The 23,795-nt window shown below is 67.1% G+C and carries 25 protein-coding genes; 7 read left to right on the top strand and 18 right to left on the bottom strand.

Going from position 1 to position 23,795, the window contains the following annotated elements; translation table 11 throughout:
- Positions 1–84: 84 nt before the first annotated feature.
- The 5 genes from AOZ06_RS35370 to AOZ06_RS35390 all read right to left on the bottom strand — a co-directional run bounded on the left by AOZ06_RS35370 (position 85) and on the right by AOZ06_RS35390 (position 3,179).
- Complete coding sequence (locus tag AOZ06_RS35370) at positions 85–549, bottom strand: phage tail protein (protein ID WP_054293349.1); 465 nt, start codon at positions 547–549, stop codon at positions 85–87.
- Positions 539–718 carry a DUF6760 family protein gene (locus AOZ06_RS61750; protein WP_054293350.1) on the bottom strand — a complete coding sequence of 60 codons (180 nt, stop codon included), beginning with the start codon at positions 716–718 and terminating at the stop codon, positions 539–541. The genes AOZ06_RS35370 and AOZ06_RS61750 overlap by 11 nt, the downstream gene beginning before the upstream one ends.
- Positions 715–1,071, bottom strand: a complete 357-nt coding sequence (locus AOZ06_RS35380) for a hypothetical protein (protein WP_054293351.1) — start codon at positions 1,069–1,071, stop codon at positions 715–717. The genes AOZ06_RS61750 and AOZ06_RS35380 overlap by 4 nt, the downstream gene beginning before the upstream one ends.
- 61 nt (positions 1,072–1,132) lie before the next feature.
- Positions 1,133–1,564 carry a phage tail protein gene (locus AOZ06_RS35385; protein ID WP_054293352.1) on the bottom strand — a complete coding sequence of 144 codons (432 nt, stop codon included), beginning with the start codon at positions 1,562–1,564 and terminating at the stop codon, positions 1,133–1,135.
- A 22-nt stretch (positions 1,565–1,586) separates the two neighbouring features.
- Positions 1,587–3,179 (bottom strand): phage tail sheath family protein, encoded by a 1,593-nt coding sequence (locus AOZ06_RS35390; protein WP_054293353.1) that lies wholly within the window; start codon positions 3,177–3,179, stop codon positions 1,587–1,589.
- A gap of 666 nt (positions 3,180–3,845) precedes the next feature.
- Here AOZ06_RS35390 and AOZ06_RS35395 point away from each other — a divergent pair.
- A complete protein-coding gene (locus AOZ06_RS35395) occupies positions 3,846–4,775 on the top strand; it encodes a LysR family transcriptional regulator (RefSeq protein ID WP_169799021.1) in 930 nt (309 codons plus the stop codon).
- 11 nt (positions 4,776–4,786) lie between these two features.
- Here AOZ06_RS35395 and AOZ06_RS35400 read toward each other — a convergent pair whose 3' ends face one another.
- The 7 genes from AOZ06_RS35400 to AOZ06_RS35425 form a co-directional block, all read right to left on the bottom strand.
- Positions 4,787–5,380 (bottom strand): DUF305 domain-containing protein, encoded by a 594-nt coding sequence (locus tag AOZ06_RS35400; protein ID WP_054293355.1) that lies wholly within the window; start codon positions 5,378–5,380, stop codon positions 4,787–4,789.
- A complete protein-coding gene (locus AOZ06_RS35405; protein ID WP_157233429.1) occupies positions 5,377–6,807 on the bottom strand; it encodes an LVIVD repeat-containing protein in 1,431 nt (476 codons plus the stop codon). Before AOZ06_RS35405 ends, AOZ06_RS35400 begins: the two co-directional genes overlap by 4 nt.
- 1,009 nt (positions 6,808–7,816) lie before the next feature.
- Positions 7,817–8,515: a helix-turn-helix transcriptional regulator gene (locus AOZ06_RS35410; RefSeq protein WP_054293357.1), complete on the bottom strand. Its 699-nt coding sequence runs from the start codon at positions 8,513–8,515 to the stop codon at positions 7,817–7,819.
- A 136-nt stretch (positions 8,516–8,651) separates the two neighbouring features.
- Positions 8,652–9,470, bottom strand: a complete 819-nt coding sequence (locus AOZ06_RS35415) for a class I SAM-dependent methyltransferase (protein WP_218921835.1) — start codon at positions 9,468–9,470, stop codon at positions 8,652–8,654.
- Positions 9,471–9,585: 115 nt separating this feature from the next.
- Positions 9,586–9,960, bottom strand: coding sequence for a hypothetical protein (locus tag AOZ06_RS35420; protein ID WP_063810171.1), 375 nt, complete (start codon positions 9,958–9,960; stop codon positions 9,586–9,588).
- The gene (locus tag AOZ06_RS54905; protein ID WP_083472134.1) at positions 9,957–10,175 is read right to left on the bottom strand and encodes a DUF397 domain-containing protein; all 219 of its coding nucleotides are present in this window, start codon (positions 10,173–10,175) and stop codon (positions 9,957–9,959) included. Before AOZ06_RS54905 ends, AOZ06_RS35420 begins: the two co-directional genes overlap by 4 nt.
- Positions 10,176–10,294: 119 nt before the next feature.
- A complete protein-coding gene (locus AOZ06_RS35425) occupies positions 10,295–11,200 on the bottom strand; it encodes a helix-turn-helix domain-containing protein (RefSeq protein ID WP_157233430.1) in 906 nt (301 codons plus the stop codon).
- Between the two features lie 181 nt (positions 11,201–11,381).
- Here AOZ06_RS35425 and AOZ06_RS35430 point away from each other — a divergent pair, with 181 nt between their 5' ends.
- Positions 11,382–12,200 carry an SAM-dependent methyltransferase gene (locus AOZ06_RS35430; protein WP_054293358.1) on the top strand — a complete coding sequence of 273 codons (819 nt, stop codon included), beginning with the start codon at positions 11,382–11,384 and terminating at the stop codon, positions 12,198–12,200.
- Between the two features lie 206 nt (positions 12,201–12,406).
- The gene (locus tag AOZ06_RS35435) at positions 12,407–13,399 is read left to right on the top strand and encodes a cytochrome P450 (protein ID WP_335338307.1); all 993 of its coding nucleotides are present in this window, start codon (positions 12,407–12,409) and stop codon (positions 13,397–13,399) included.
- 1 nt (position 13,400) lies between these two features.
- Here the strand turns inward: AOZ06_RS35435 and AOZ06_RS35440 are convergent, their stop codons facing one another.
- The 3 genes from AOZ06_RS35440 to AOZ06_RS35450 are packed head-to-tail and all read right to left on the bottom strand — an operon-like array spanning position 13,401 to position 17,730.
- Positions 13,401–14,759, bottom strand: coding sequence for a nickel/cobalt transporter (locus AOZ06_RS35440; RefSeq protein WP_054293359.1), 1,359 nt, complete (start codon positions 14,757–14,759; stop codon positions 13,401–13,403).
- Positions 14,756–16,078 (bottom strand): tetratricopeptide repeat protein, encoded by a 1,323-nt coding sequence (locus AOZ06_RS35445; RefSeq protein WP_054293360.1) that lies wholly within the window; start codon positions 16,076–16,078, stop codon positions 14,756–14,758. The genes AOZ06_RS35440 and AOZ06_RS35445 overlap by 4 nt, the downstream gene beginning before the upstream one ends.
- 59 nt (positions 16,079–16,137) lie before the next feature.
- Positions 16,138–17,730 carry a DUF4331 domain-containing protein gene (locus AOZ06_RS35450; protein WP_054293361.1) on the bottom strand — a complete coding sequence of 531 codons (1,593 nt, stop codon included), beginning with the start codon at positions 17,728–17,730 and terminating at the stop codon, positions 16,138–16,140.
- A 170-nt stretch (positions 17,731–17,900) separates the two neighbouring features.
- Here AOZ06_RS35450 and AOZ06_RS35455 point away from each other — a divergent pair, with 170 nt between their 5' ends.
- Positions 17,901–18,632 carry an anti-sigma factor antagonist gene (locus AOZ06_RS35455; RefSeq protein WP_054293362.1) on the top strand — a complete coding sequence of 244 codons (732 nt, stop codon included), beginning with the start codon at positions 17,901–17,903 and terminating at the stop codon, positions 18,630–18,632.
- 8 nt (positions 18,633–18,640) lie between these two features.
- On the opposite strand, the gene AOZ06_RS35460 is transcribed toward AOZ06_RS35455, so the two are convergent.
- The gene (locus AOZ06_RS35460; RefSeq protein WP_083472135.1) at positions 18,641–19,108 is read right to left on the bottom strand and encodes a DUF4383 domain-containing protein; all 468 of its coding nucleotides are present in this window, start codon (positions 19,106–19,108) and stop codon (positions 18,641–18,643) included.
- 853 nt (positions 19,109–19,961) lie between these two features.
- Here AOZ06_RS35460 and AOZ06_RS35465 point away from each other — a divergent pair.
- The gene (locus AOZ06_RS35465) at positions 19,962–20,573 is read left to right on the top strand and encodes a nitroreductase family protein (RefSeq protein ID WP_054293364.1); all 612 of its coding nucleotides are present in this window, start codon (positions 19,962–19,964) and stop codon (positions 20,571–20,573) included.
- A gap of 1,132 nt (positions 20,574–21,705) precedes the next feature.
- On the opposite strand, the gene AOZ06_RS35470 is transcribed toward AOZ06_RS35465, so the two are convergent.
- Together AOZ06_RS35470 and AOZ06_RS57065 are read right to left on the bottom strand one after the other, a co-directional pair.
- A complete protein-coding gene (locus AOZ06_RS35470) occupies positions 21,706–22,164 on the bottom strand; it encodes a MarR family winged helix-turn-helix transcriptional regulator (protein ID WP_054293365.1) in 459 nt (152 codons plus the stop codon).
- Positions 22,165–22,235: 71 nt separating this feature from the next.
- On the bottom strand, positions 22,236–22,559 hold the full coding sequence (locus AOZ06_RS57065) for a hypothetical protein (RefSeq protein ID WP_054293366.1): 324 nt from the start codon (positions 22,557–22,559) through the stop codon (positions 22,236–22,238).
- Positions 22,560–22,662: 103 nt separating this feature from the next.
- Here AOZ06_RS57065 and AOZ06_RS35480 point away from each other — a divergent pair, with 103 nt between their 5' ends.
- Together AOZ06_RS35480 and AOZ06_RS54910 are read left to right on the top strand one after the other, a co-directional pair.
- Positions 22,663–23,487, top strand: a complete 825-nt coding sequence (locus tag AOZ06_RS35480) for a helix-turn-helix domain-containing protein (RefSeq protein ID WP_054293367.1) — start codon at positions 22,663–22,665, stop codon at positions 23,485–23,487.
- A 20-nt stretch (positions 23,488–23,507) separates the two neighbouring features.
- Positions 23,508–23,675, top strand: a complete 168-nt coding sequence (locus AOZ06_RS54910; protein WP_083472137.1) for a DUF397 domain-containing protein — start codon at positions 23,508–23,510, stop codon at positions 23,673–23,675.
- Positions 23,676–23,795 lie beyond the last annotated feature (120 nt).

Consider the following 23,795-nt stretch of genomic DNA (forward strand, 5'->3'; position numbering starts at 1 on the left):
GCCGATACTACTGGAGCGGCCCGCGGGGCCGCCGGTTGCCTACGGCGAAACGGGACCAGCCCGCGCAGACGGCCGCCGAGGCCGCTACTTCGACGGTTTGAAGCCACAGTGGCACACCTCCAGCTCCTCGGTGGCCAGGTCCTTGGACGTCGCGGCCAGCTTGGGACCGCTCCACTTCACCGGGAAGGCCTCGGTGAAGTCCCAGCTGCGCACCACGTTGCCGGTCGAGTCCTTCAGCTCGACCGAGCCGTGCCTGCGCTCGATCTTGTTGCCTGCGGACTCCAAGCCCTCCCCCGAGCACTTCGCGAACCAGTCGAAGAGCGTGTTCGACTCGGTGATCCCGCGTTTGAGCACGAGGTTGGGCCACTTCATCTGCTTGGGCAGCTTGTGCGTGAACTGGTTCTGCCCGCCTTCGACGAGCTCCTCGGTGTCGATCTGCACCGACAGGCCGGAGACCTCGAGGAACGTGCCGATCGTCAGGCCGTCCACTTTGAACACGAACTGGCCCGCGAACGGCGGGTCGGTCTTGCGCACCGGGTTATTCGCCATTGCCGCCACCGATCCCCTGCCAGAAACGCTCGTTCAATGTGCTTACTTCCTCCAGCAACGTGATCCGGTCGCCGTGCTCGAGATCGAGCAACTGGTCCAACCCCCAGTGCAAGTGGTAGGCCAGGTACGTGATCTCACGCCACAGCGTCGCGGCGGCGTATCGTGTCAGCCCACGGCTGCCGCCTCCTCGGGGAAAGGGCTGCCCGGCTCCATCGACTGCAGCACCGACGGGTCACCGAAGTTGATCACCCGGTAGAAGTCCTGCAGGTAGCGGTAGTCGCTGGCGAACAAGCGCTCGATGGTGCGGGTGGTGACCCGGCCGGACGTACCGAGCTCGGTCACCACCCTGGCCAGCACGATCACCGTCGCGTACGCCTCGTTGTCCTTCACGCGGTTGTCGCGCAACGGCTCGATCTCGTCACGAGCGGTCGCCAGCCGCATGACGCCCTCGCGGTGGAGCACGCCTTCCTCATCCACGTAGCCCTTGGGCAGCGTGAACGGGTACTCGGTGTTCAGACTCATGCGAGCTCCCCGATCTGGTGCAGTCGCGTCGCATGAGCCCGGCCCCGTACCGACGACTCACTCATACCCGCTCAAGACCTTCGTGCGTGATGGTGACCTTCTCGGTGCTCACCGCGTTGGCGTCGGCCGAGAGCTCCGAGCCCTCCCACTTGGAGATCCAGGCGTTGGTGAAGTTCCACCTGGCGACCTCCTCCATCTTGGAGTTCTTGGCCACGATGGAGCCGTTGCGGCGCGCCTTGGTGATGTCGCCCTGGATGATCTCCTTGCGCCACTCCCACAGACCTGTGTCGTTGTCGACGCGGCGCTCGAGGGTGATGTCGGACCACTTCAGGGCGCCGATGGTCTTGATGATCATCATGCGGCCCTCTTTGTTGAGTTCCTTGTGCTCGATGACCTCGGACTCGTTGACCACGCCGCTGCACTTCATGAACGTGCCGAGCTCGATCCCGTCGGCCTCGATCACGAAGATGTTCGTGGCTGTCACGTCTGACATAGCGTCTGCTCCCTATCCCTGCTCAGTCCGAGGTCTCCGCGCCGCCCTGCCACTGGCTGAGGCGGAAGATCACGAATTCGGCCGGCTTGACCGGCGCCAGCCCGACGTCGACGATCAGCTTGCCCTCGTCCACAGAGGACGCGGGGTTGTTGCTCTCGTCGCACAGCACGTAGAACGCCTGGTCCGGCGTGTTGCCGACGAGCGCGCCCTGCATCCACAGGTTGCGCAGGAACGCGTTGATCGTCCGCTTGACCCGTGCCCACAGGTCGGCGTCGTTCGGCTCGAACACCACCCACTGGGTGCCCTGGCGGATGGTCTCCTCGATGAAGTTGAACAGCCGCCGGACGTTGATGTAGCGCCAGCTCTGGTCGGTGGCGGCCAGCGTGCGGGCGCCCCAGATGCGGATGCCGTTGGCACCGAACGACCGGATGCAGTTGACCTGCTGCGGGTTGAGCAGGTCCTGCTCACCGGTGGTCACGTCCCCCGCGAGCCGGGCGATGCCGCGCACGACCTCGTTGGCCGGTGCCTTCCACACGCCACGCGCCGCGTCGGTCCGTGCCCACACACCGGCGACGTGGCCGGACGGCGGAACGGTCAGGAACTTCTCACTCTCGGTGGCGCCGGGACGCGCCAACGGGTTCTGCACGACCAGGTGCGGGTAGTACGCGGCGCCGAAGGCGCTGTCCTTGCCGAGCGCACTGCGCCATTCGAGCGCCTGCTGGGCGTTGAGGCCGGGCGGGGAGTCCAGGATGGCCATCTTGGTGTGGCTGCGTTCGCACCAGTCGACCAGCTTGGCCTGCGCGGCGAGGTAGCCCTCCGTGTCGAAGGTCCCGTCCTCGCGGGTGGCGACGGTGATCAGGTCGGGGATCGCGACCATCGTGACGTCCTCGGCGATCGCGAGGCCCTCGTAACCGGTGCGCGAGACCTCGGAGCCCTCGAACTCGGTCGGCGAGACGGAGTTCGTCACGGGCGCGGTCGCCTGGATGGCGTACCGGCCGGGAGCCGGGGCGCGCTCGGCGACCGACAGGCCCTGCGCGCTCTTGACCTCGACGCGGATCAGCTTGGACCGCTCGTTGATCGTCTTCTCGGCACTCTTCGGGCCGCGTCCGAGGTGGACGCCGCCGAACTCCTCGCGGACCTGGCCGTTGTCGACGACCTTGAGCGTGAACTCCTGGCTGGACTGCTCCCCGTCGGCGGGTGGCGCGGGCTCGATGACCACGTCGTAGGTGGCGGCCGGGTCGATGGCCTCCACGTTCAGCGTCTCGATCTCCTGGCGGCCGGACGCGGGCAGCGCGCGCTGCGCCTTGCCCTGGCCGTTGGCGCTGGGGATCCGGACGATGTAGGCGATGCCGCCACCGTTCTCGAAGAAACCCTTCACCGAGTGCGGCAGCAGGATGCCCGGTGCGAACCCGCCGTAGATCCGCTCGTACTGCGGCCAGCTCGTGACCAGTTGCGGTTTCACACCGTCGGGGTCGGTCGGGTCGCCCGCGTCGGCGTTGTAGGTCGCGGTGAAACCCACGAACGCCGCGACGGCCGTGCCCACACCTTGCAGCGGCATCGAACCGCTGGGACGCTCCTCGATGTAGACGCCTGGGGCGCCGTAAGTCGCCGCCATGAATGACTCCTTCTGCCTCGGCTTGGCTCGGGTTACAGGTTCTCGCGCACCCACTAGATCAACACCGCCCTTTCGGGCGACTATCCGTGCGGACCTGCCGGTTGCTGGGGCGTCCGGCCGCTGTCCGCCCCGGGAACCGGAGGCGGCCGGGCCGCCGTTCACCAGGGGTATCGGCTGGGGTTATGCCCCTCTGTTCTCATCACGGCGCGCTTTCGTACTGCACAGTTGACGAGATCGCCCGGCGCGACCCGCCGGTGCGTTCAGTGGGCACAGCCGGGCATGGGCTGCGACAAAACGAGGTGATCGAAACACCCCGCAAGGCAGGCGAGTGCAGTACCGGGCATCCGCGGCGCACGGGAAGGCTTGTTTCGCGTCTGGCAAAACCGAAACCGAAGTGGGCAACGGCCCGCTCCCGGGCGTGCCCGCATGCCGCCGCAATCGCGCTTCGCGCATGTCCGTCACGGCATTTCCCCGCACAGCGTTACAAGGAGTTCCCCTGCATGTCAATCAAGGCAGCAAGGCACCAGGCCAGGGCTGGGCCTGGATTCCCGTACGCGAGCGAGTGCTGAGTACCTGAATGCGGCCGGGCAGGTGCGCGCCTGCCCGGCCGTGACCGGTGACACGGGGGAACAGGAAAGCGTGGACATCACACACCATCATCTGCGGGTGATCATCGCCGTGGCAGAGGCTGGCAGCATCGGCCGGGCGGCGGTGCGGTTGCGCACGTCCCAGGCGGCGTTGTCGGCGAAACTGCGCCGGATCGAACAGTCGCTCGGCGGCGACCTGTTCGTGCGCAGCCGTTCCGGATGCGTGCCGACACCGTTCGGCGACTCGGTGCTGACCGGTGCGCGGCAGACTGTCCGCGCGGAGCCGGGCCCGTCACCGCGACCGGAGCCGAAGGAGCCGATGCGGGTGCGCATCGGCGGCTACGCCGGGATCATGATGGGTGAACTCGGCAGACGACTGGTCAGCGAGCCGTGGGTGTCCGGCGTGCGGCTGAGCGACAACCCGGATTCCCGGATCAACATCCGGCTGATCGTGAACGGCGAACTGGACGTCGCACTGGTCTACGACTGGCCACCGGTGGCGTTGCCGACCCCGGCGGCGGTCCGCGAACGCGTCATCCACCCCGCCGAGCCGGTCTTCGTGATGATGTCGCAAAGCCACCCGTTGGCCGTGGCGCCGGGGCTGTCGCTGCGCGCGCTGGCGGACTACCCGTGGGTGGACGAACCAGCTGGCACGACAACGTGGCCGACGTACTTGCGGCACGTCTGCAACCACGCCGGCGTCACACTCCACAATCGACTGACCGCGGCGAACCTGCTGGAAGCCAGGCGCCTGCTCCTGTCGACGGCCGCTGTGGCACCGGTCGTGGCGACGACGGAGTCCGCACCGGGCCTGGCGATCCGGGCGCTGGAAGGACATCCGCTGCGGCAAAGGCTGCGCCTGGTCTACCGGCACGGAACCCCGATCAGCGCGAGGATCCACCGGATCGTCCAGCACATCGGCAAGGCCTACGCCGAACACCAGGGCTGCAACGCCGCCTTCCGCACCTGGTGGCACGCCGAAGGGTGCCACGCCATGCCAGTCCGATGAGGACTGTGCAACTACTGCGGCGCGGGCAGCGGGACGCTGCCGAGGCTCGCCAGGATTCCGGTCATGGTGGCGATCTCACGTTGCTGGTCGGCGGAGATGACCTTGGCCAGGTCACGAACTTGTTGCTGGTGCGCGGTTCGCGCGGCGGCGTCGGCCATCCGGGCACCGCCCTGGTGGTGGCGCACCATCAGCTGCAGGAACAAGATGTCCAGGTCGGTCCCGCTGGCGTCCTCCAGCCGGTGCAGGTCGGGGATCGAAACCATGCCGGGCATCGGAGCGCCGTCGCCGTGGCTGTGGCCGGTGGGGACCTGCGGAGCGTTCCACAGCGACAACCAGCCCTGGAACAGGCCGATCTCCTTGCGCTGGTTGGCCGCGATACCCGCCGCGATCGAGGAGATCTGCGGTGAGGCACGGCCGCGCAGGAGTTCAGCCATGTCCACGGCCTGCTGGTGGTGCACGATCATGTCCTGGCTGAACCCGATGTCGACGGGATGCCCACCCGGCTCCGACCGTGGCGTCAGCAGCACACCGCCCAACGCCCCGATGCCAACCAGGACCACCGCGGCAACGGCGAGGACAACCCTCCTGCGCACGGTCGCGCTCATGACAGCGGGTACGCGCCGTTGGCGAACCGCAACGCGAGCGCGCCATTGTCGTCGCAGGCCACCCACAGCTTGTTGCCGTCGAACCTCGGCGGCGACATGCACCAGTCAGCGGTCAGGTCCACGATCCCGACGTACGGCGGGGTGCCGAAGTTGCCGTTGACGAAGTCCGAAACAGGGCTGCCGAGGGTGGAGGTGACGTGTGCCGAGTTCGCCAGCTGGCCGCGCCGGGCAGCCTGGCCCGGCGGGTTGAAGTACGCGATCTCCTTGGGACGGTTCAGATCGCGGACGTCGAAGACCCGGATTCCCGACTGGGTCCAGCCACACGCCAACGCGGTCGGATCGGTCGGGCGGTCGAGCGAGCAGTAGTGCGCCTCGTAGCCGAAGATGCCGTTGCTCGCGGTGTCGGCGGCCCTGGCGGACACGTTCTCCGGGCGGTTGATCTCCAGTTTGAGCCTGCGCACGATCCTGGGCGCCCGCTCGTCGGCGATGTCGACGATCCGCACGCCGCCGGACGCGAACTCGTCCTCGACGACGAGGTGGGGCCGTCCACCCGAGGTGAACGGGATGACGTGCTGGCTGATCAGGCCATCGGTCCAGGAAAGACTGGAAACCTGACGCAGCATCGGGAACAACGCGCGGCGCTGGATGTCGCTCGAGTCGAACACGGTGATCCCGGCCGGAGCGATACTGGCGACGTAGATGCGGTTGCCGTCGTTGCTCACGCCGAATCCGTGATGGGTCAACCCGACGACGCCGGAGTACACGACCCGCGGACGAGCGGGGTTGACCACGTCGATCGCGGTGATCGTGCCACCCACGACACCGGTGACCCAGTAGGTACGGCCATCCGGCGCCCAACCGCCCTCATGACCACCGGGGATGAACATCGGCAGCGTGAGGTCCGTCCCGGCGACGCTGTTGAGCAAACGGGGACGCGCACAGTCGGTCTTGACGTCGTAGACAGAGAAGAAGATGCCACCGTTGCCCGCACCGACGGACACAGCAGCCAACAGCCCGCGCTCCTGGTGGACCTTGAGCGTTTCCCACGTGCCACCCAGCATGGCGGGACTGGCGAGAGAAGCGGTGAGCTTCGGGTTGGCGGGATCACTGAAGTCGACGACGTTGACACCGCGGTGCTTGGCCAGCAACGTGCTGGTCACCACGGTGCCGAGGTACTGGCAGTGCCCGTAGGACGCGCCGATGGTGGCCTGGCCCTGGCCCTGGAACTGGCCGAGGAGGTCGAGGTTGCAGTGGTAACCGCCCTGCTGGCTGCGGCCACTGCGGCGATCGGCCAGCGGAACCTGCCCCTGAAGCCCGGTCTCCGGAGCGGACCCGGGGCCACAGACAGCCCGTGCCACATCGGAATCACCGGAGCCGGCGGCGCTCGCGGAAACCGGCAAGCCGGTGAGCGGAACCACCGCCAGCATCAAGGCCAACGCCAACCGACCCACACGCCATCGGACACCACGCACCACAGCACCTCCGTTGGCACTCCGGCAGCACGCCTCGTCGCGCGCCCACCTACACGTAACGCCCCGCATGCCGTCAGGTAACGCACATTCCCCGGAACGGGTGTATGTCTGGTGTGGAGCGTCCTCGGCGACGCCTCAGCGTGGTCGAGCTGAATCGTGCGTCCTTTTTCGGAGCTACGCCTCGGCCAGATCTGATGCACCGAAGGCCGCCTTCGTTGCTTGGGTTGCCAAATTTCATGGCGAGGCCTTGTGACACCCGGCCGCCGGTGGCGGGCCCGGCGACCGACAGCGGCGACCACAGCCATCTCCGCGTCACGCACGGCGGTCCACGCTGCGACGCAACCATTTCCCAGCCGGCGTAGCTGAGGAGCAGCAGTCGCCTATGCGGCACAAGGCGAATAGGGTTGGGATAGCTGTCGGACAAGCCCGCAGCGGACAAACCCGCAGCGGACAAACCCGCAGTGGGCCAGCCGCGACCGGCCAGCCTGCACCAAGTCAAGCCCTGATTGGCCAGGCCGTGGCTGGTCAGCCCGTGGTCGGTCAGCCCGCGACGCGGAGACTGGGGCGCCAATCGCCCCCGGTGGGTTCAGGCCGACACCCCGGCCGACCACAAACTCCAGTCCACCCCCAGCTATCTGACACACGGCAAACGAACCAGGCATCGGCCATCATGGGCTTGACGAACAGGCGGTAGTCGCCATTTGCCGAACCCGCAGCGGACAAACCCGCAGTGGCCAGCCGCGACCGGCCAGCCTGCGCCGGGCCAAGCCGTGGCTGGGCAGCCCATGCCTGATCAGCCCGTGTCGGCCAGCCTGCGACGCGGCGGCCAGGGGCGTTGGCCACCGCAGGCTTGGCGAACAGACAGCGGTCGCCATTCGCCAAACCCGCGACAATCTTGCAAGGGAACAGCCACGATCGGCCAGTCAGTACCGCGTCAAACCGTGGCTGGTCAGGTTGTGACTGGTCAGCCTGCGACGCGGAGGCTGGGGGCGTCAGTCGCCCCCGGTGGGTTGAGGTCGACGCTTCGGTCGACCACGGATTCCTCCCCGACTTCGGCGTTGTGGACGCGGTCGAGCAGGAAGCCGCGGGGTGCGTCGCGGAGGCGGCACCAGGCGAGCAGGTACCAGCCGCGGGGACCGTGTAAGAGACCCATGGGCTCAACGGTGCGGTCGGTGGTCGCGTCGTTGCCGTCGTGGTACCTGATCTTCAGGACGCGGCCGGTTTCCAGGGCGCGCTGGATCGGGCGGGGCACCGCTGACCGGGGACCGGGTGGGGCGTTCACCGGCCGGACGCGGTCGACGAGTTGTTCCGCGCGTTCGAGGTCCTGCTGCGGCATCATCGCCACGAGTTTCGACAGCGCTGACCGCGCCGCCGCTTCGAAGGGAGCCCCGCGCAGCTCCCGTAAGGCCACGGAGACCGCCATGGCCTCCTCGGTCGTCATGGTCAACATGGGCAAGGCGCGGTCCTTGTCCAGTACGTAGCCCCCGCGTCGTCCCCGGTCGCCGTAGACCGGGAGGCCTGACTCCTGCAAGGCAGCCAGGTCGCGCTCGATCGTCCGGACCGAGACGCTGAGACGATCTGCCAGCCACCGTGCCGCACGCGGCTCGGGTGCGGCCGCGCGAAGCTCCTCCACCAGGGCGAACTGTCGATCGGTTCTGTTCATACCGTGCAAGCTACCGAAGGGGTCTGACATTTTTGAGGTTGTCGCACAGCCGTTCGTCACTCTTCCGGCCTAGCGAGACCGCAAAATCCCTGGTCAGCGGTTCGAACATTTGTTCGAATTTTTTCTGACCGTCAGGCTAGAAGCGGTAGCGCAGGATCCGTCCGGCGTCCCGCAGCCCGGGGATCCGCGCCAGCACGCGCAGGCTGACGCGACCCGGCAGCGGCAGGTTCTCCAAACCGGGCATGTCCACGCTGCGCAGCGCGTCCAGGCAGGTCAGGCCGGGGTGCCACGTCTCGATCTCGTGCGGGTCGTCGATCCCCCAGCGCAGCGTGGCGCCGGCGTTGCGGACCGCGGGGACGAGCTTCTGCAGCTTGATCCCGAGCGACCCGTAGCAGTCGAACAGCAGCTGCCCGGAGGGGAACCGGTTGGTGATCCGTTCGATCAGCCGCTTGCCGTCCTGCTTGTGCAGGTACATGGACAGGCCTTCGAAGACCGCGACCGTCGGGCGGTCCGCGGGCACGTCGTCGAGCCACGAGTCGGACGTGACGGAAGCACCGACGAGCCGGTAGTCGCCGGAGGGCAGGTCGAGCAGACGGGTGCGCAACGCGACCACGTCGGGGAGGTCCAGGTCCAGCCATCGCACGGTGTCCGGCGGCGAGACCCGTTGTACGCGGGTGTCCAGGCCGCACGCGAGGTGCAGGACTGTCGCCGTGGGATTCGTGTCGAGGAACGACCGGGTCCAGTCGTCGAGGACTTTGGCGCGGATGGCCACGCCGACCGCGCTCGTACCCTCCATTTTGGTCTTGCGGAAGTCGTAGTCGATCCGCGTGACCGCGCGGGCCGCCTCGACGTCGTTGAGCACGGAGTTCGGTCTGCGGCTGTCCAGCGCGCGCCCGTACAGCGTGGCGAGCATGGTTTCCTGTGCGCCGGTGAGGGTTATCTTCTCGCGCTCCACGTCCTCATCGTGCCACCGATCGTTAACGAGATCCCGGCGCCGTCGCCACTGCTCCTCACCGGCGGGGGCAACCGGTTCGGCCAGCGCCGCTGGGCCGGGATCTCCGATCCCACCCTCATTCCGACCTTGCCGGTACCCACTTCGCGCGGTTCTTGTCAGTGTGGATCCAGCAGCCGTTGGTCATGGGCGGGTTGTCCTGTTCGACGGTCACGTCGGGGAGGTTGAGCAGGTCGTCGAGCACGCGTGGCGCCGGACCCGCCGAACGCCAGCTGTGCGAGGACGGCGCCAGGACGTCCTTGGTGTCGCCCGCCAGCCGCAACGCCACCGCGTCGTCCTCGGTGCGCAGCTGGACCACGTCGATCACGTCGTGGTGCGGACGGACACCGACAATCGCGGTGATGTCCCCCGATTCATCTCTCGGGTGCACGAATTTGAAACCGCGTGCGATCAGTTGCCGTAGTCGTTCTTCGGTGACTTCGGCAGCGTTCATCGCGCGCCCCCCTCTTTAATCCTGTCGACCAATGACGTCAGGCGGTAAGCGTCATAGATCAGGACGGCGCCGTGCGGATTGCGCGAGTTGCGGACGGCGACGCGACCGTCCGTGAGCCACGCGAGTTCCACACAGTTGCCGTTCTTTCCGCTGTGACTGCTCTTTCGCCACGACAGACACGACAGATCAGCGGGAGAGGACGCGGCGGCGTGCATCGCGGATCCTCCTAGATCGAAGGTGATGCAGATGCAATTGCATCCGGGATTGCGGTCAACCGTAGCACGCGCGGATGCGTCCGCTTAGGTCTATCAGGGTGATGGTTCCAGGCCGAAGATCAGAGCGCGGCGCGCGCCTTCATCAACCACTGCCGGGTCTCCCGCGGCGTGGCCGCGTCGACTGTCAACTGATCGAATACGCGCCCGTATTGCTCGACGTCGACGCGTTTGTCGAGGTAGAAAGCGCCGGTCAGGTGCTCGATGTAGACGATGTCCGGCAATTCCCGCTCGCCGAACCGCAACATCGTGAACGCGCCTTCCGCCGCGTATCCGGACAGCCCGTACGGCACGACCTGCAGCGTCACGTGCGGCAACGTGGTCAGCTCGAGCAGGTGGTCGATCTGCTCCATCAGGACTTCCCTGCCGCCGAGCGGGCGGTGCAGGACCGACTCGTCGATCACCGCCCACAGCCGCGGCGGCGACGGCCGGTGCAACACCTTCTGCCTGCGCATCCGCAGCGTGACGCGCCATTCGGCGTCCTCGGTGGCCAGGTCGGGGTGGCCGCTGGTGGCGATCGCGCGGGCGTAGTGCTCGGTCTGCATGAGGCCGGGCACGAACTGCGTCTCGCAGGTGAGCATGCGGGTCGCGGCTTCTTCGAGGCCGACGAAGTCCTGGAACCAGTCCGGCATCAGGTCGGCGAAGCGGTACCACCAGCCCGGCTCGTTGGACTGCTGGACCATGTGCAGGAACTGCTCACGTTCGGCCTTGTCGTACACGCCGTAGAGGGTGAGCAGATCGGCGACGTCACGCTCCTTGAGCCCGACCCGGCCGAGTTCCAGCCTGCTGATCTTCGATTTGGAGCCGCGGATGCAGGCGCTGGCCTCGGCCGGTGAAATTTCAGCGGCCTCGCGCAACTTCCGTAACTGGGTTCCGAGAATGATGCGCAGCGCGACCGGCCCAGCCGGGCGATTGGCGCCGCCGTCCGCGGCGCCGTGGTCCACACCGGTCCGACCGTCCACTGGCATCCAGCTCCCTTCCACCCAACCCCGCCCCAAAACCTACTCATAGTAGTCGCAAAATGATCAGCAGACCATACCTCACCTGAACGGACTAGACCGCCACGTTAGCCAGGTGGCCCTGCCGATGACAATGCGGGTGTGATGGGATAGAAAACCCCGACTGACGATTGCGGGCTGAGAGGATCAAATGTCGCAGGAGCTCGTACCAACGCATATCGACACGACAAAGGCCAGTATCGCGCGGGTCTACGACGCCTTTCTCAACGGAAAGGACAACTACGAAGTCGACCGCGAGGTGCTGCGCCGGGTCCAGCAGGTGGCTCCGGAGGCCGCGCAGCTCGCGTTCGACAATCGCGCCTTCCTGATCCGCGCCACCCGGTTCATCGCGATGGAAACCGGCATCACCCAGTACATCGACCTCGGGTCCGGCCTGCCGACCGCGGAGAACACCCACCAGGTGGCCCAGCGCATCCAGCCGGAGTCCCGGGTGGTCTACGTGGACAACGACCCGGTGGTGCTCGCCCACGGCCGCGCGCTGCTCGAGGAGAACGAGCAGACGTACCTGACCTCGGCCGACATCTTCAAGCCGGAGGAGGTGCTGGCCGACCAGATCGTCCGCGAGCAGATCGACTTCACCGAGCCGGTCGCGTTGTTCCAGCTGGGCACGATCCACCACTACGACGGGGATCGCACCCCGGAGTCGATCATGCGGGCGTACGTCGACGCGCTGCCGTCCGGCTCCTTCGTGGCGATCAGCCACTTCTTCGACCCGCAGACCGAGGAGTACAGCGGCCTGGCGCGGCGGATGGAGGACACGTTCCTGCACAGCCCGATGGGCACGGGCCTGTTCCGCACCCGCGACGAGATCCTGGACATGTTCCCCGGCCTCGAACTGGTCGACCCCGGTCTGGTGCTGTGCGCGAACTGGTGGCCGGACGGCCCGCGGATCAAGCCGCTCACGCAGGTCTCGTACTGCATCGTCGGCGCGGTCGGCCGCAAACCGTAAGCGCACTAGTGCGCCAGCGGTAAATATAGAGCACTTCGCGCCTAGTTCGGCGCGTACGATGTACGCATGACTGATGCGCTCCCGATTGCGAGGACTTCACCGTTCGACCCACCCGCCGAGTTGACCGGGCGGCCCCGGTCAGCAGGCTGCGCTTCGGCGACGGCTCGCTCGGCTGGATCGTCACGACCCACGCCGAAGCTCGGAAAGTGCTGTCGGACGGGCGGTTCAGCGCACGCGGCGAGATCGTGCGCTCCCCGATCCGGCCGACGAGCATGCCCGCGTCACCGGGATCGTTCGCGTTCATGGACCCGCCGGAGCACACCCGGTACCGCAAGCTGCTCACCGGGCAGTTCACCGTGCGGCGGATGCGGTTGCTCGAACCGAGGATCGAGCAGATCACCGAGGAACTGCTCGACGCCATGACACCGCCGACGGATCTGGTGCAGGCGTTCGCGTTGCCGTTGCCGTCCCGCGTCATCTGCGATCTGCTGGGGATCCCCTACACCGACCACGAGTTCTTCGAGACGAACTCGCACCACATGGTCGAGCCCTCCGTCAGCCCCGAAGTCCGTGACGCGGCGGGCGAGGCGCTCTTCGGGTACCTGCACGACCTGGTGTCGCGAAAGCGGGCCAAGCCGGGTGACGACCTGGTCAGCGGGTTGATCACCGACAGCGATCTCGACGACGTGGAGCTCACCGGGATCGCGATCATGCTGCTGTTCGCCGGGCACGAGACCACCGCGAACATGCTGGGGCTCGGCACGTTCGCCCTGCTGCGCCACCCCGGGCAGCTCGCCAGGCTGCCCGAGGACGTTCCGGGCACGGTCGAGGAACTGTTGCGGTACCTCAGCATCGTCCAGTTCGAGGTGAACAGGACCGCGCTGGAGGACGTCGAACTCGGCGGCGAGACGGTCAGGAAGGACGAGACGGTCCTGGTGTCACTGCCCGCGGCCAACCGGGACACTTTCGAGCGAGCGGACGAATTGGACGTCACCCGGTCGACGGCAGGCCACCTCGCGTTCGGGCACGGCGTGCACCAGTGCCTCGGGCAGCAGCTGGCCCGGATCGAGATGCGGGTCGCGTTCGGCGCGTTGTTCAAGCGTTTCCCGAACCTGCGGCTGGCGGTCGACCCGGGCGAGGTGCCGTTGAACGTCGGACGCGGGATCTACGGCGTGGCCCGTCTCCCGGTCACCTGGTGAGTCAGCCGAGCACCGCGCGGACCGTCAGTCCCATTCCCACCAGCAGAACCATCCCGGCTGTGATCGACGGCGCGGCCGCGATCAGGCGTCGCATCCGCAACCGCGGCGCCCAGCCGTCGAGCCGGTCGGAGAACTTGACCAGCAGCAGCCCGGCCGCGGTCAGCATCGCGGCCATGCCCAGCCCGTAGGCGAGCACAAGCAGGACACCGAACCAGGTGCGCCCCAAGGCGATCGCGCCGAGGAGCACCACGAGCGCTGACGGGCTGGGCACCAGGCCGCCGGCCACGCCCATCCCGATCAGACTGCCCTTGCCGAACCGCTGGCCGTGCCCATGTCCATGCCCGTGGCCGTGGCCGTGGCCGACGAGGGCGGGTTCACGGTTGTGCACTGCGGACCGCAGCAGAACCACGCCGATACCGGCGATCAGCAACCCGCTGGCGACACCCATCCAGCGCAGCACGCTCTCCCCCGCCAGCACACTGGACAGGCTCAACAGCAGCCCCAGCACCAGGACACCGGCGGTGTGCGTCAACGTCACCGTCGCGCCGACCACAACAGCGTCCCGCGGTGTTCCCCGTCTCCCCACGAGGTAGGCGGCGATCACAGTCTTGCCGTGTCCGGGCAGCGCGGCGTGCGAAGCTCCTAGTACCAGGGAAAGCAGCACGGCCAGCAGGCCGATCAACGGAGTCAGCTCACGCGTACCGACGAAATCCGCCAGCGCGAGCGACGCACGGTCGAGCAACCCCGCGTCTCCCCTGGATGGCGCCGGAACAGCAGCCGCAGCCCCTTGGCCGGGCTGGGCTTTCACGCTCACCGTGCGCACATCCAGCGGGCTGGCGAGCAGGTCCTCGGGGTATTGGCGCAGCTCGTTGCTGACGCTGGCCGTCGGGACGGTCGAATCCAGTGCGACGCCCGACCCGACGGCGGTGATCTCCCGCCAGCCGACCCGGTCAGGCCGGAACGAGTCGCTGAACGACAGGGTGACCGGGCCGCGGATCCGGACGGGAGCGGTCAGCTCGCACGTCAGCCGGGTCGTCGCGAGGTCGGCCTGTCCCTTCGGGTGTTCCACGTGTGACGATCGGACCGACCACGCCAGCGCCGACGAGTCCACACTGGATCGGATGGACGCGGCCAGCGCACCGCACTCCCGCCCGGCGTCCATCGACTTCTCCTGCAGCGTGGGGATCTCGGCGAGGTCGACGACGGAACGCAAGTCGACCCGGTTCGGGTGCACGTGCAGCCCGTTGTAGTGGTTGACGCTGAAGTTGCCGAGCGGATGCGCGTCCGCCTGGCCGGCCACCAGCAGCAACGCGGGCAGCGCGAGAGCGGCCACCAGTCCCGCTTTCACCAGTGTTCTCATCGGCCACTCCGCAGGGCTTGCAGGTGTCCACGCGCGACCGGCGCGTGCGTGATCGAGAAGTTCGGGTTGGTACTCAGCGCTTTCGCCAGGTACTGCTCGGCTTCGGCGCGCTGACCGAGTGACAAGTGGATCATCCCGCGGTGATACGCGAACAGCGCGTTGTCCCATCCCAGCGCCATCGCTTTGGTCATGTACGGCAACGCTTCGGCGTCGCGTCCGTTCACGTGCAACGCCCACGCCAGCGCGTCGGCGACCAGGACATTCTGCCGGCGCCCCCACTCCGACTCGGCCCGGCGCAGCGCTTCGGCCTTGTCGCCGTGGTCGGCCAGCGCCAGGGAGGTCGACAGGTCGTCGGTCGCGCCCTGGGCCTGCATCAGTTTCTGTTGCTGTGCCAGGATCTCGAACTGAGCGGCGGCGTCACCGGACCGGCCGGCGGCGGCGAGCAGTTCGCCGTATTCCTGGATGTACTGCGGCAGCGGGGCCCGGGTGACGAGGTTCTGGTATCCGGTCAACGCTTTGTCCGTCTCACCACGGGCTGCGGCCACTTTCGCCTTTCCGTGCAGCAAAGTCTGGTCAGCCACCAGCGCAAGTCCTTGGGTGTGGTGGCGTTCGGCGCCATCGAGGTCACCTGAGTTGAAGGCGAGCTCGCCGAGGTGGTAACGGCAGAAGGCGATCTCGTCCGGCGCACCCGCGGCCGTGAGGGCCCGCTCAAGCGCCATCCGGGCGTCGTCCGCGCGGCCGTGCGTTTCGAAGTAGTAGGATGCGCGCGTGAACGAGGCAACATTCGGCTTCAGGTCGAGCATTGCCTGAACGGCGTTCATGGCCGCGAGGTCGTCACCGAGTTGGGTGTAGGCGTCCGCGAGCACGCCGTAGACCTCGGCCGAACGCGGCTGCACAGTCAAAGCCTTGAGCCCCCAGTCTCTTGCGGCGGCGAAGTCGTGCCGCGCGTTGGCCAGCGCGCCCATCCCGAGCATCGCGGGCCCGTTGTCGCCCGGTCGCAACGACAAGGACTTGTCCAACGCGCCCTGTGCCTTGCCGTAGTAGGAGGCGTCCGCGGTGATTCTGGCCAGCTCCACATAGGACGAGCCGAGCTGGGCCCACGCCGGCGCGTCGGTCGGCCGTTGGTGGAGTTTGCCTTGCAGGGAGCTCACCGATTGCAGGACACGGTTCTGCTGACCGGGATACCGGGACGCGGCCACCGACTCCGGCTCGGAGTAGCCGGTGAACACCGACAACACCGCGGCGAACCCGAGCACCAGCGCCGCCAACGGCCACCAGCGCACGACGTCCGGCTGGTCCGGTTCGAGAAACGACTCCACGCCAATCCCTCCGGGGAGACCGGAGGCGCGATCGCGCCTCCGGGCGTCGATTCGGACACTCACCACGGACGGGTGCTGCGGTGCCTGGCCTTGGACGGCCGCTTGCGCCACAAGTAGACGGTGCCGCCGAGCAGCACCAGCGCACCGAGCGCGCCGCCGATCAGCGCGCCGGCGGGCAGGTCGCCGAGCACGCTCGACTTCGTCTCGACCTTGGTCGAGACGGCCGAGTTGACCGAGGCGTTGCCGGGCACGGCCACGTACGGGAACTTGTGCTCGAACGCGACGTCGTTGGCGTCGACCTTGTCGCCGGTGGCCAGCGCCTGGACGAGCGCGCCGGACTGCGCGGCGCCTTCCATGGCCTGGATCGCGATGTCGACGACGTCGTCGGTGAGCCTGCGGCCGTTGGGGAAGCCCTGCTGGTCGCCGCCGAGCAGGCCGAGGCGGTTGGGCTGGGCGTTGGGCGGGATCGCGGTGTTGAGCCGCAGCATCTCGGACGGCACGAACATGTGCGCCATCACGTCGGCGTTGTTGAGCTGCGAGTTGAGGTCCGCCTTGATCGGGCCGCCCGCCTTGGTGGTGATCCCGGTCAGGAAGATCTCGACGAGGTCGGCGCGGGCCCCGGCAGGCGCCTGGATCTTGTGGATCTGCTCGATCAGCTTCGGCAGTTCGGGATCGGTCACGCGGTCGACGAGGGCCTTGACCTTGCCGTCCTGGTCGGGGGTGAGGCCGTTGAACGCGTCCTTGAGGCCCGCGGGCGCGACGACCTCGTTGACCAGCGGGTTGCCCAGCCTGGACACCTGCACGAACGGTCCATCGGCCTTGGCCTGCCCCGGCGAGAGCTTGATCGACTGGCGTTCGGTGTCCGCCCACACCCCGATCACCGGGTTGCGCTTCGCGTCGCCCTTGAGCGCCAGCATGTGGGTGGGGATCTGCAACGCGATCGTGTTGACGTTGAAGCCGCGCAGCGTGTCCTGGCCGACCTCGGTCAGGTTGCCGCCGTAGAGCAGGTCGAACACGCGCAGGTCGGCGAAGAACGCGTCCTCGGCCGGGCCCGCGTAGCTCAGCCCGCCGCCGGGGACCTTGGCGATCGCCTGGTCGCGGATGACCCGGAAGTCCGGCATGGACGCCGCGCCCGCGTTCGACGGCGCCGAACGCGCGTTGCGCAACAGCACCTTGCTGCCGCCGCGCTGGTCGATCAGCTCCAGCTTGTAGTTCTGGCGGAACAACAGGTTCTCGTCGTTGATCGACGTGACCGGGCCGTTGTTGTAGAGGAACGTGGCGTTCTTCCGGCGATCGTCCGTGGCGAAGGTGTAGCGGTACGTCAGATCGGGTTTCGCGTCGCCGTCGTTGTCGATGTTGATGTCGTAGTGGGCGTTCTCCGCCCACGGGTAGAAGTTCGGGCCGCCGTTGGGTTCCTGGAGCCCGAAGTAGTTGGCCACGATCGTGACGGTGTCCGGCTTGTCCGGACTGACGAACGCGTACAGGTCCGTGTTGTCGACGGTCGGGTCAGCGGCGATGAGCGGCGCTTCCCGGTGGCTGGACGCGGTGGCCGAGCCGGGGACCAACCCGCCTGCCAGCGCCGCACCCACCGCGAGCAGCGCTGCGGTAGCACGTGACCTGCGTAAGACACGCACGGTATGGGGTTGTGGCATAACCAATCCTTGTCGGGTCGGTCATGCGCCTCGTCCTCCCTGGACACCATCTATACGGAGCCGTCCGTGATCCGGATCGGCCGTCGGACGAATTTTTTTCGCCGCCGCGGGGTACCTCCAGGTGAGTACGTTGCTTCGGCTGGTCAGCGTGGTCTGAGGAGGGAGCGGGGATGAGGACCAGTGACCTGCGGTTCGGTGTCGAGAACCGGCAAGGGGTCACCGTCGCCCGCCCGGTCGGCGTGCTGGACGCGACGACCTACCCGGAGTTCCGCGACACCCTGCTGAAGTACGCGGCCGAGCAGCCCGACGGTCTGATTGTCGACGTCGACCGGTTACGGATGCCGTCCTCGTCGGCGTTGAGCGTCTTCTCCTTGGTCTCCATGCGGGTCGCGGACTGGCCAGGCGTGCCGGTGTTACTGGTCGTACGAGACGACTGCCAGCGGGAAGCGACCGCCGCGCGATTCGCACCCGTGTACGCGTCGATCACGGCAGCGATGTCCGCGGTCGACACCTACACGCCCCGGTCGACGGCGTCACTCGAACTGCCACCGTCGGGACTGAGCACACGTCATGCCAGGTACTTCGTTCGGAAGACCTGTGAACGGTGGCACGTCGCGGATATGGTCACCGATGCGATGACCGTGGCGACCGCGTTTGTGGAGAACACACTGAAACACACCGACTCCATGGCGTTGCTGCGGATGCAACTGCGCCGTGGCCTGCTCACCCTCACGGTGTCCGACGACGACCCGCGACCAGCTGTCATGCGAGAACGGCTGGAAGGCGGGGTGTCGCCGTGCGGTCTGTTGCTCGTCTCCGCCGTGGCGCGGTCCTGGGGCTGCACACCGACCTTCACCGGCGGGAAGACGGTGTGGGCAGCGTTGCGGCTGCCCACACCATGACTAGTCCACTATGGATGGTTATGCGCGGGCCTGGATGCCACGCCTGCGGTGGGCGCGGGTGCCCGTTGTTTGGCTGCCAGCACGATCGCGACCACGAGGACGACGGTCGTGATGGCGTGCAACCAGGCGTCGGCACTGTTGACTGCCAACGGATCCGTCCCGGTCAGGAGCAGCATGGAGACGATGTCGTAGACCAGCAGCGCGGCGAAGGCGCCAACCATCGTCCACGCCAGCATCCTCGTCCGGTCGACCATGAACCCGGCCATGATCGTGAGTGCTCCGAACAGCAGGTGGATGAAGTTCAGCACGGTGTTGACGCTGAACAGGCCCCACAACAGGTCCGCGTCGTTGCCACCGCGCAGGCCGCCGCCGACGGTGGTGGCGTCGCTGATCGAGGCGAACCCGGAAATCGCGAGCACGACGAAGAAAACACCGACCGCCGTGACGAACAGGCGTATCATTGCGCGCACAGGCATCTCGAACTCCCTTCCTGTCCAGGGAATACCCAGGGCGAGCCACGTCACACCCCCGAGCGGAACACCAGGGCCAGTTGGCGAGTTAAGCTAAGTGACTGGTGCGGAACGAGTCCCCGGGCCGCAACCAAAGCCATCGGGGAACACCGGGAAACCGGAGCCCCCATGCGCCACTCGCCGAGAGGCGACCGCCGCACCAGTCAGTCCACCTCCCGGCTCGCGTACTCCCCCCTCCGCGAGCCGGGGGTGGTCTGACACAGCAGACCTGTTGCCCAACAGGCGGCCGACCCCCAGAGGCCGCCTCGACCGCTGGCCCGCGTATCCCCCCTCCACGGGCCAGGGGTTGCTGAAGAGGGGTGGTCGACCCCCAGGACCACCCCTCGGCGCTTCCGGCTCGCACCACCCCCTCAGCGAGCCGGAAGCGCCACTGAAACCCTTGCAGAACCTCAAGTGCTGAGAATCCACTGAGAACACAGCGGATCACAAACCACCGGAATGGGCGGCAACACCCCGAGGCCGCCGCGCACCCCTGGCTCGCGACCCCCAGGCGACCAGGGGTGCCCCGCTGTCTCCATCCACTTAGGTCACTCGCGGCCACGCACGATGGTCGGCTCGAACTCGTACTCGGTCTCCGCGGATGTGCGCGGCGAGGGCAGTTCGTCCGCTGCCGTGGTTCGTTCGGTCGTTTGTATCGGGGTGGTCATCACTACTCCTCTCCCAGGCGCTGGGTCCGCACCACCCGCACAGTTCCGTGGACGGCTGGTGTCCGGCTCAACGACGGCTTGGGGAAGGTGTACCCGGGTGTTTCCGCGATAACCGCTGGTTACACACAGTGGCAGGCCATAGGATCGGTCAAGTGGAATTCGCTGAAGTGATCCGGCGTCGCCGCATGGTCAGGCATTTCACCGACCAGCCGCTGGCGCCCGAAGTCGTCGAGAAGATCCTCGGCAGCGCGCTGCGCGCGCCGTCGGCCGGGTTCTCGCAAGGCTGGGCGTTCCTCGCGCTGACGGCACCGGCGGACAGGGCGCGGTTCTGGCAGTTCGCTCCCGGAGTCCCGGAGCACTGGCCGAGTACACGCGATGTGCCCCTGATCGTGATCCCGTTGGCCCACAAGCAGGCGTACCTCGACCGTTACGCGGAGGATGACAAGGGCTGGGAGGACCGCGCCGAGGCCCGTTGGCCCGCGCCCTACTGGTACATCGACACAGGGATGGCGTCGCTGATGATGTTGCTGAGCGCCGTCGACGAGGGCCTCGGGGCACTGTTCTTCGGCATCGAACCCAAGCACCTCGACGGCGTGAAGACCGAATACGGCATCCCAGGCGAGTACGCGCCGCTCGGCGCGATCCTGATCGGCTACCGCGCCGAGGACGTCCCCGTCATCGGCTCAGCGGCCACACGGACCCGCCGCGGCGCCGCTGAGGTCATCCACCACGGCCAGTGGGGCAACCTCACCAAGCCCGAGTGATACGCCGCCGCCGACACCGCGCACGATCCGGCCCGGGTTGCTCCGGGGTTTCTGCCAGCGCGGCTGTGTGGGGGTTACTTCGCGTGGCCGCCCTGGCGCCTGAATTCAGTATTTCGAAGGGCTGAATTGCCAAGGTCGGCCCGGGGCGCGGCATGCCAGCACGCCGGGCCGATCTCCCTTGCCCGCGCCGAGCTTCGGCCTGCCGCTCCCCTGATGGCAGGGCAACCGGCGACTGAATTCAACATTCACCAAGACCGACCAGGACCAGCCGACCTACGACAGTGGCAACCGAGAGTCCAAACGTGCACAGGGCAGGCGAGCGCGGCCAGACGCACGCTGCGGCAGGGTTACCAACGGCTGAATTCAGCATTCACGAGCCAACCAGCACCAGGGATCAGCACCAGCCAGACTGGTATCCAAGAGTCCAAACCTTGGCAGAGCTGGGCAGCAGCCACCCACTTCCGTCGAGGCCGACCAGTGGCTGAATTCAGTATCTCGTAGGTTGATCAGCAGCCGGGGTTCGCAGCGCGGGACTGACCATCAGCCAGGGCATGCCCGCATAGTTACCCAGCGGTCGGGCTACGTCCCGGCAGGCTGACTGACCGGCAAGGCTGACCGGTCTACAGGGCTGACTTGGCGGCAAGGCCCGCTGCTCGGCAAGGCCCGCTGGGCGACAAGGCTGGTTAGTCGGCAAGGCCCGCTGGGCGGCAAGGCTGGTTAGTCGGCAAGGCTGGCTGGGCGGCAAGGCCCGCTGGGCGGCAAGGCTGGCTGGTCGACAGAGCGGGGCGGCACGGCTGTGGGCGGCAAGAGCCGACTGGGCGGCAGGGCCAAGCCACGACACGACAGTCGAGGTAAGCCTGCCGGGCGGGTCGATACCAGAGGCCAGGGCGTCGCGGAAACTGGCAGGCACCCAAGATCAAGCCTGACTGAGAGGCCAAGCGATCGGACCACGTCTCGGCGGAGCTGGAGCTGGAGGGTCAGGGCTGGGAGGGCGAGGCTGGAAGCGAAAGGCCCAAGCCATCACGTGCAGTGAAAGGAACAAGCCATCGCACGCAGCGGAAGGAGCGCCAAGCCAAGCAGGCCAGCAAAGGACCGAGCCGGAAACCGAGTGGCAGCCGGGGTCGAAGCTGGGTCAGGCTGTGGCGGGGCTGATCGGCAAGCGGGCCAGCGCGTCGACCAGAGGGGCGAGTTCCGGCAGCTTCTGTGCCTCTCGCAGTGCTTCGGCGAGGGTGGCGTCGTGCAGGGGGCGGGCTCCGGCTAGCAGGTCGTGACCGGCCGCGGTTACTTCCGTGTAGATGCCTCTGCGGTCGTCTACGCAGAGGTAGCGAGACAGGAGGCCTCTGTTCTCCATGCGGGTTACGAGGCGGGTTGTCGCTGATTGGCTCAGCACCACCGCTCGGGACAGCTGGTTCATCCGCATGTGCCATCCGTCCTGCCGGGCGAGTACGTCCAGAACGCTGTACTCGCTCACGGACAGGTCGAACTCGCGCTGCAGGGCCCGTTCGAGCGCGTCCTCGATCGAGGCGTGCAGGGCTGCCAGCGTGCGCCATCCCTGTGCTCGTGCTTCTGCGGCGTCGTCGTCCAGCGACATGGGTTCACCACTCCGTCCAATTACACAGCGACCGCAACTTTCGCGGGCGCTGGCAATTGCAACTGTACTGGCTACCAGTCCGTGGTGGGTGCTGCCGGCGGCACCCAGACGATGTCCTTGATCGTGTCCTCCGCTTCCCTGATGTAGTTCAGCGCGTTGTCCGCTTCCGACAGGAAGAAGTGGTTGCTCCCGCCCGCCGTCACCATGTACGCGCCGTCGTCGAACTCCATTCCCCACCCGAAGACGCGGCTCTCGGTCTGCTCCACGGTCCCGCCCTGCCTGGTCACCACCGCCGCGAACAACCTGGGCGCCTGGGCCACCACCATCGCCTCCAGTCGTTCGGTGTACGCCGCCTGCTCGGCCAGGTGCTGCTCGCGCTCCGCGTCGTGGTTCATGATCGCTCCTCTGATTCGTAGGGGTAGGAGATTAAGCTACAACGTAGCGATACGTCTTATGCTTCCTCGATCGGGTGACAGGTTTGGTTTGTACGATCACGCCATGCCACGCCCGCCCGGCCCGACGACACGCAAACGCATCCTCGGCAAGGAGCTCCGCAGGTTGCGCGAGGCCGTCGAGCTGAACGTGGAGACCGCGGCCAGCGAACTCGACTGCTCACCGGCGAAGGTCCGGCACATCGAGAACGGCCGCAACTCGATCAAGAAGACCGAACTGATGGCGCTGGTCCGGCTCTACAAGGCCGAGGAAAACCTCGCCGTACTCGAGGAAATCCGGCGCGACGCGTCGAAGCCCGGCTGGTGGTCCACCGCGAAGCTGCCGCCGACCATGCAGACCTATGTGGGCGCCGAGTCCGACGCCACATCGATGAGCACGTTCCAGATCGAGCTCGTTCCCGGCCTGTTGCAGACCGAGGACTACATCCGCCAGCTGAACCACGCAGCCAGCACCGCGGACATCGATCACTGGGTCGAGTTCCGCCTCCGACGGCAACAGCGACTCTTCGACGAAGACTTTCCGTTGGCGCTGCACGCCATCTGCTCCGAAGCTGTCATCCACCGCATGGCTCACCTGCGCCTCGCGAAGGCCCAACTGGAGCACTTGGTCGCGATGAGCGAGCGGCCCAACATCACCATCCAGATCCTGCCGTTCGACGCGGGATTTCACCCGGCCATGTCAGGCGCCTTCGTCCTGTTGGAGTTCGACCCGGAGATCTCGCTTCCGGTCACCTACTTCGAGTACGCCAACGTCGGGCAGTTCGTCGACGACGAGAAGATTGTCAACGGTGCGACCTCGAAGTTTGCCAAACTGGGCGAAGCAGCGATGTCACCGAACGACAGCATCCGCTTCCTGCGAGCACAGCGGTAGCGGTAGCAGGTTGGAGCCGCATGGATCAGCACTGGTCGACGTGGAAGAAGTCGAGCTTCAGCGGCTACGAAGGCAACGAATGCGTTGAGGTCGCGCCCTGGGGTGAGGTGCGGGACTCCAAGAACCCCAACGCTTCCTTATCCATCCCCACCACCAGTTGGCGCGTTTTCACCGCCACGTTGCAGTAGCCAGCAACCACAGCGCCCCGGCGTCCTCGACGCCGGGGCTTTTGCATGCCCGCGTGACGCGCGTCACCGCTGCACCGCTTGCACTCGCTTCCATGCACACCCCAGTATTGGGCCTGAGCA

It is taken from the genome of Kibdelosporangium phytohabitans (genome assembly GCF_001302585.1).
In the GTDB taxonomy this organism is placed as follows: Bacteria; Actinomycetota; Actinomycetes; order Mycobacteriales; family Pseudonocardiaceae; genus Kibdelosporangium; species Kibdelosporangium phytohabitans.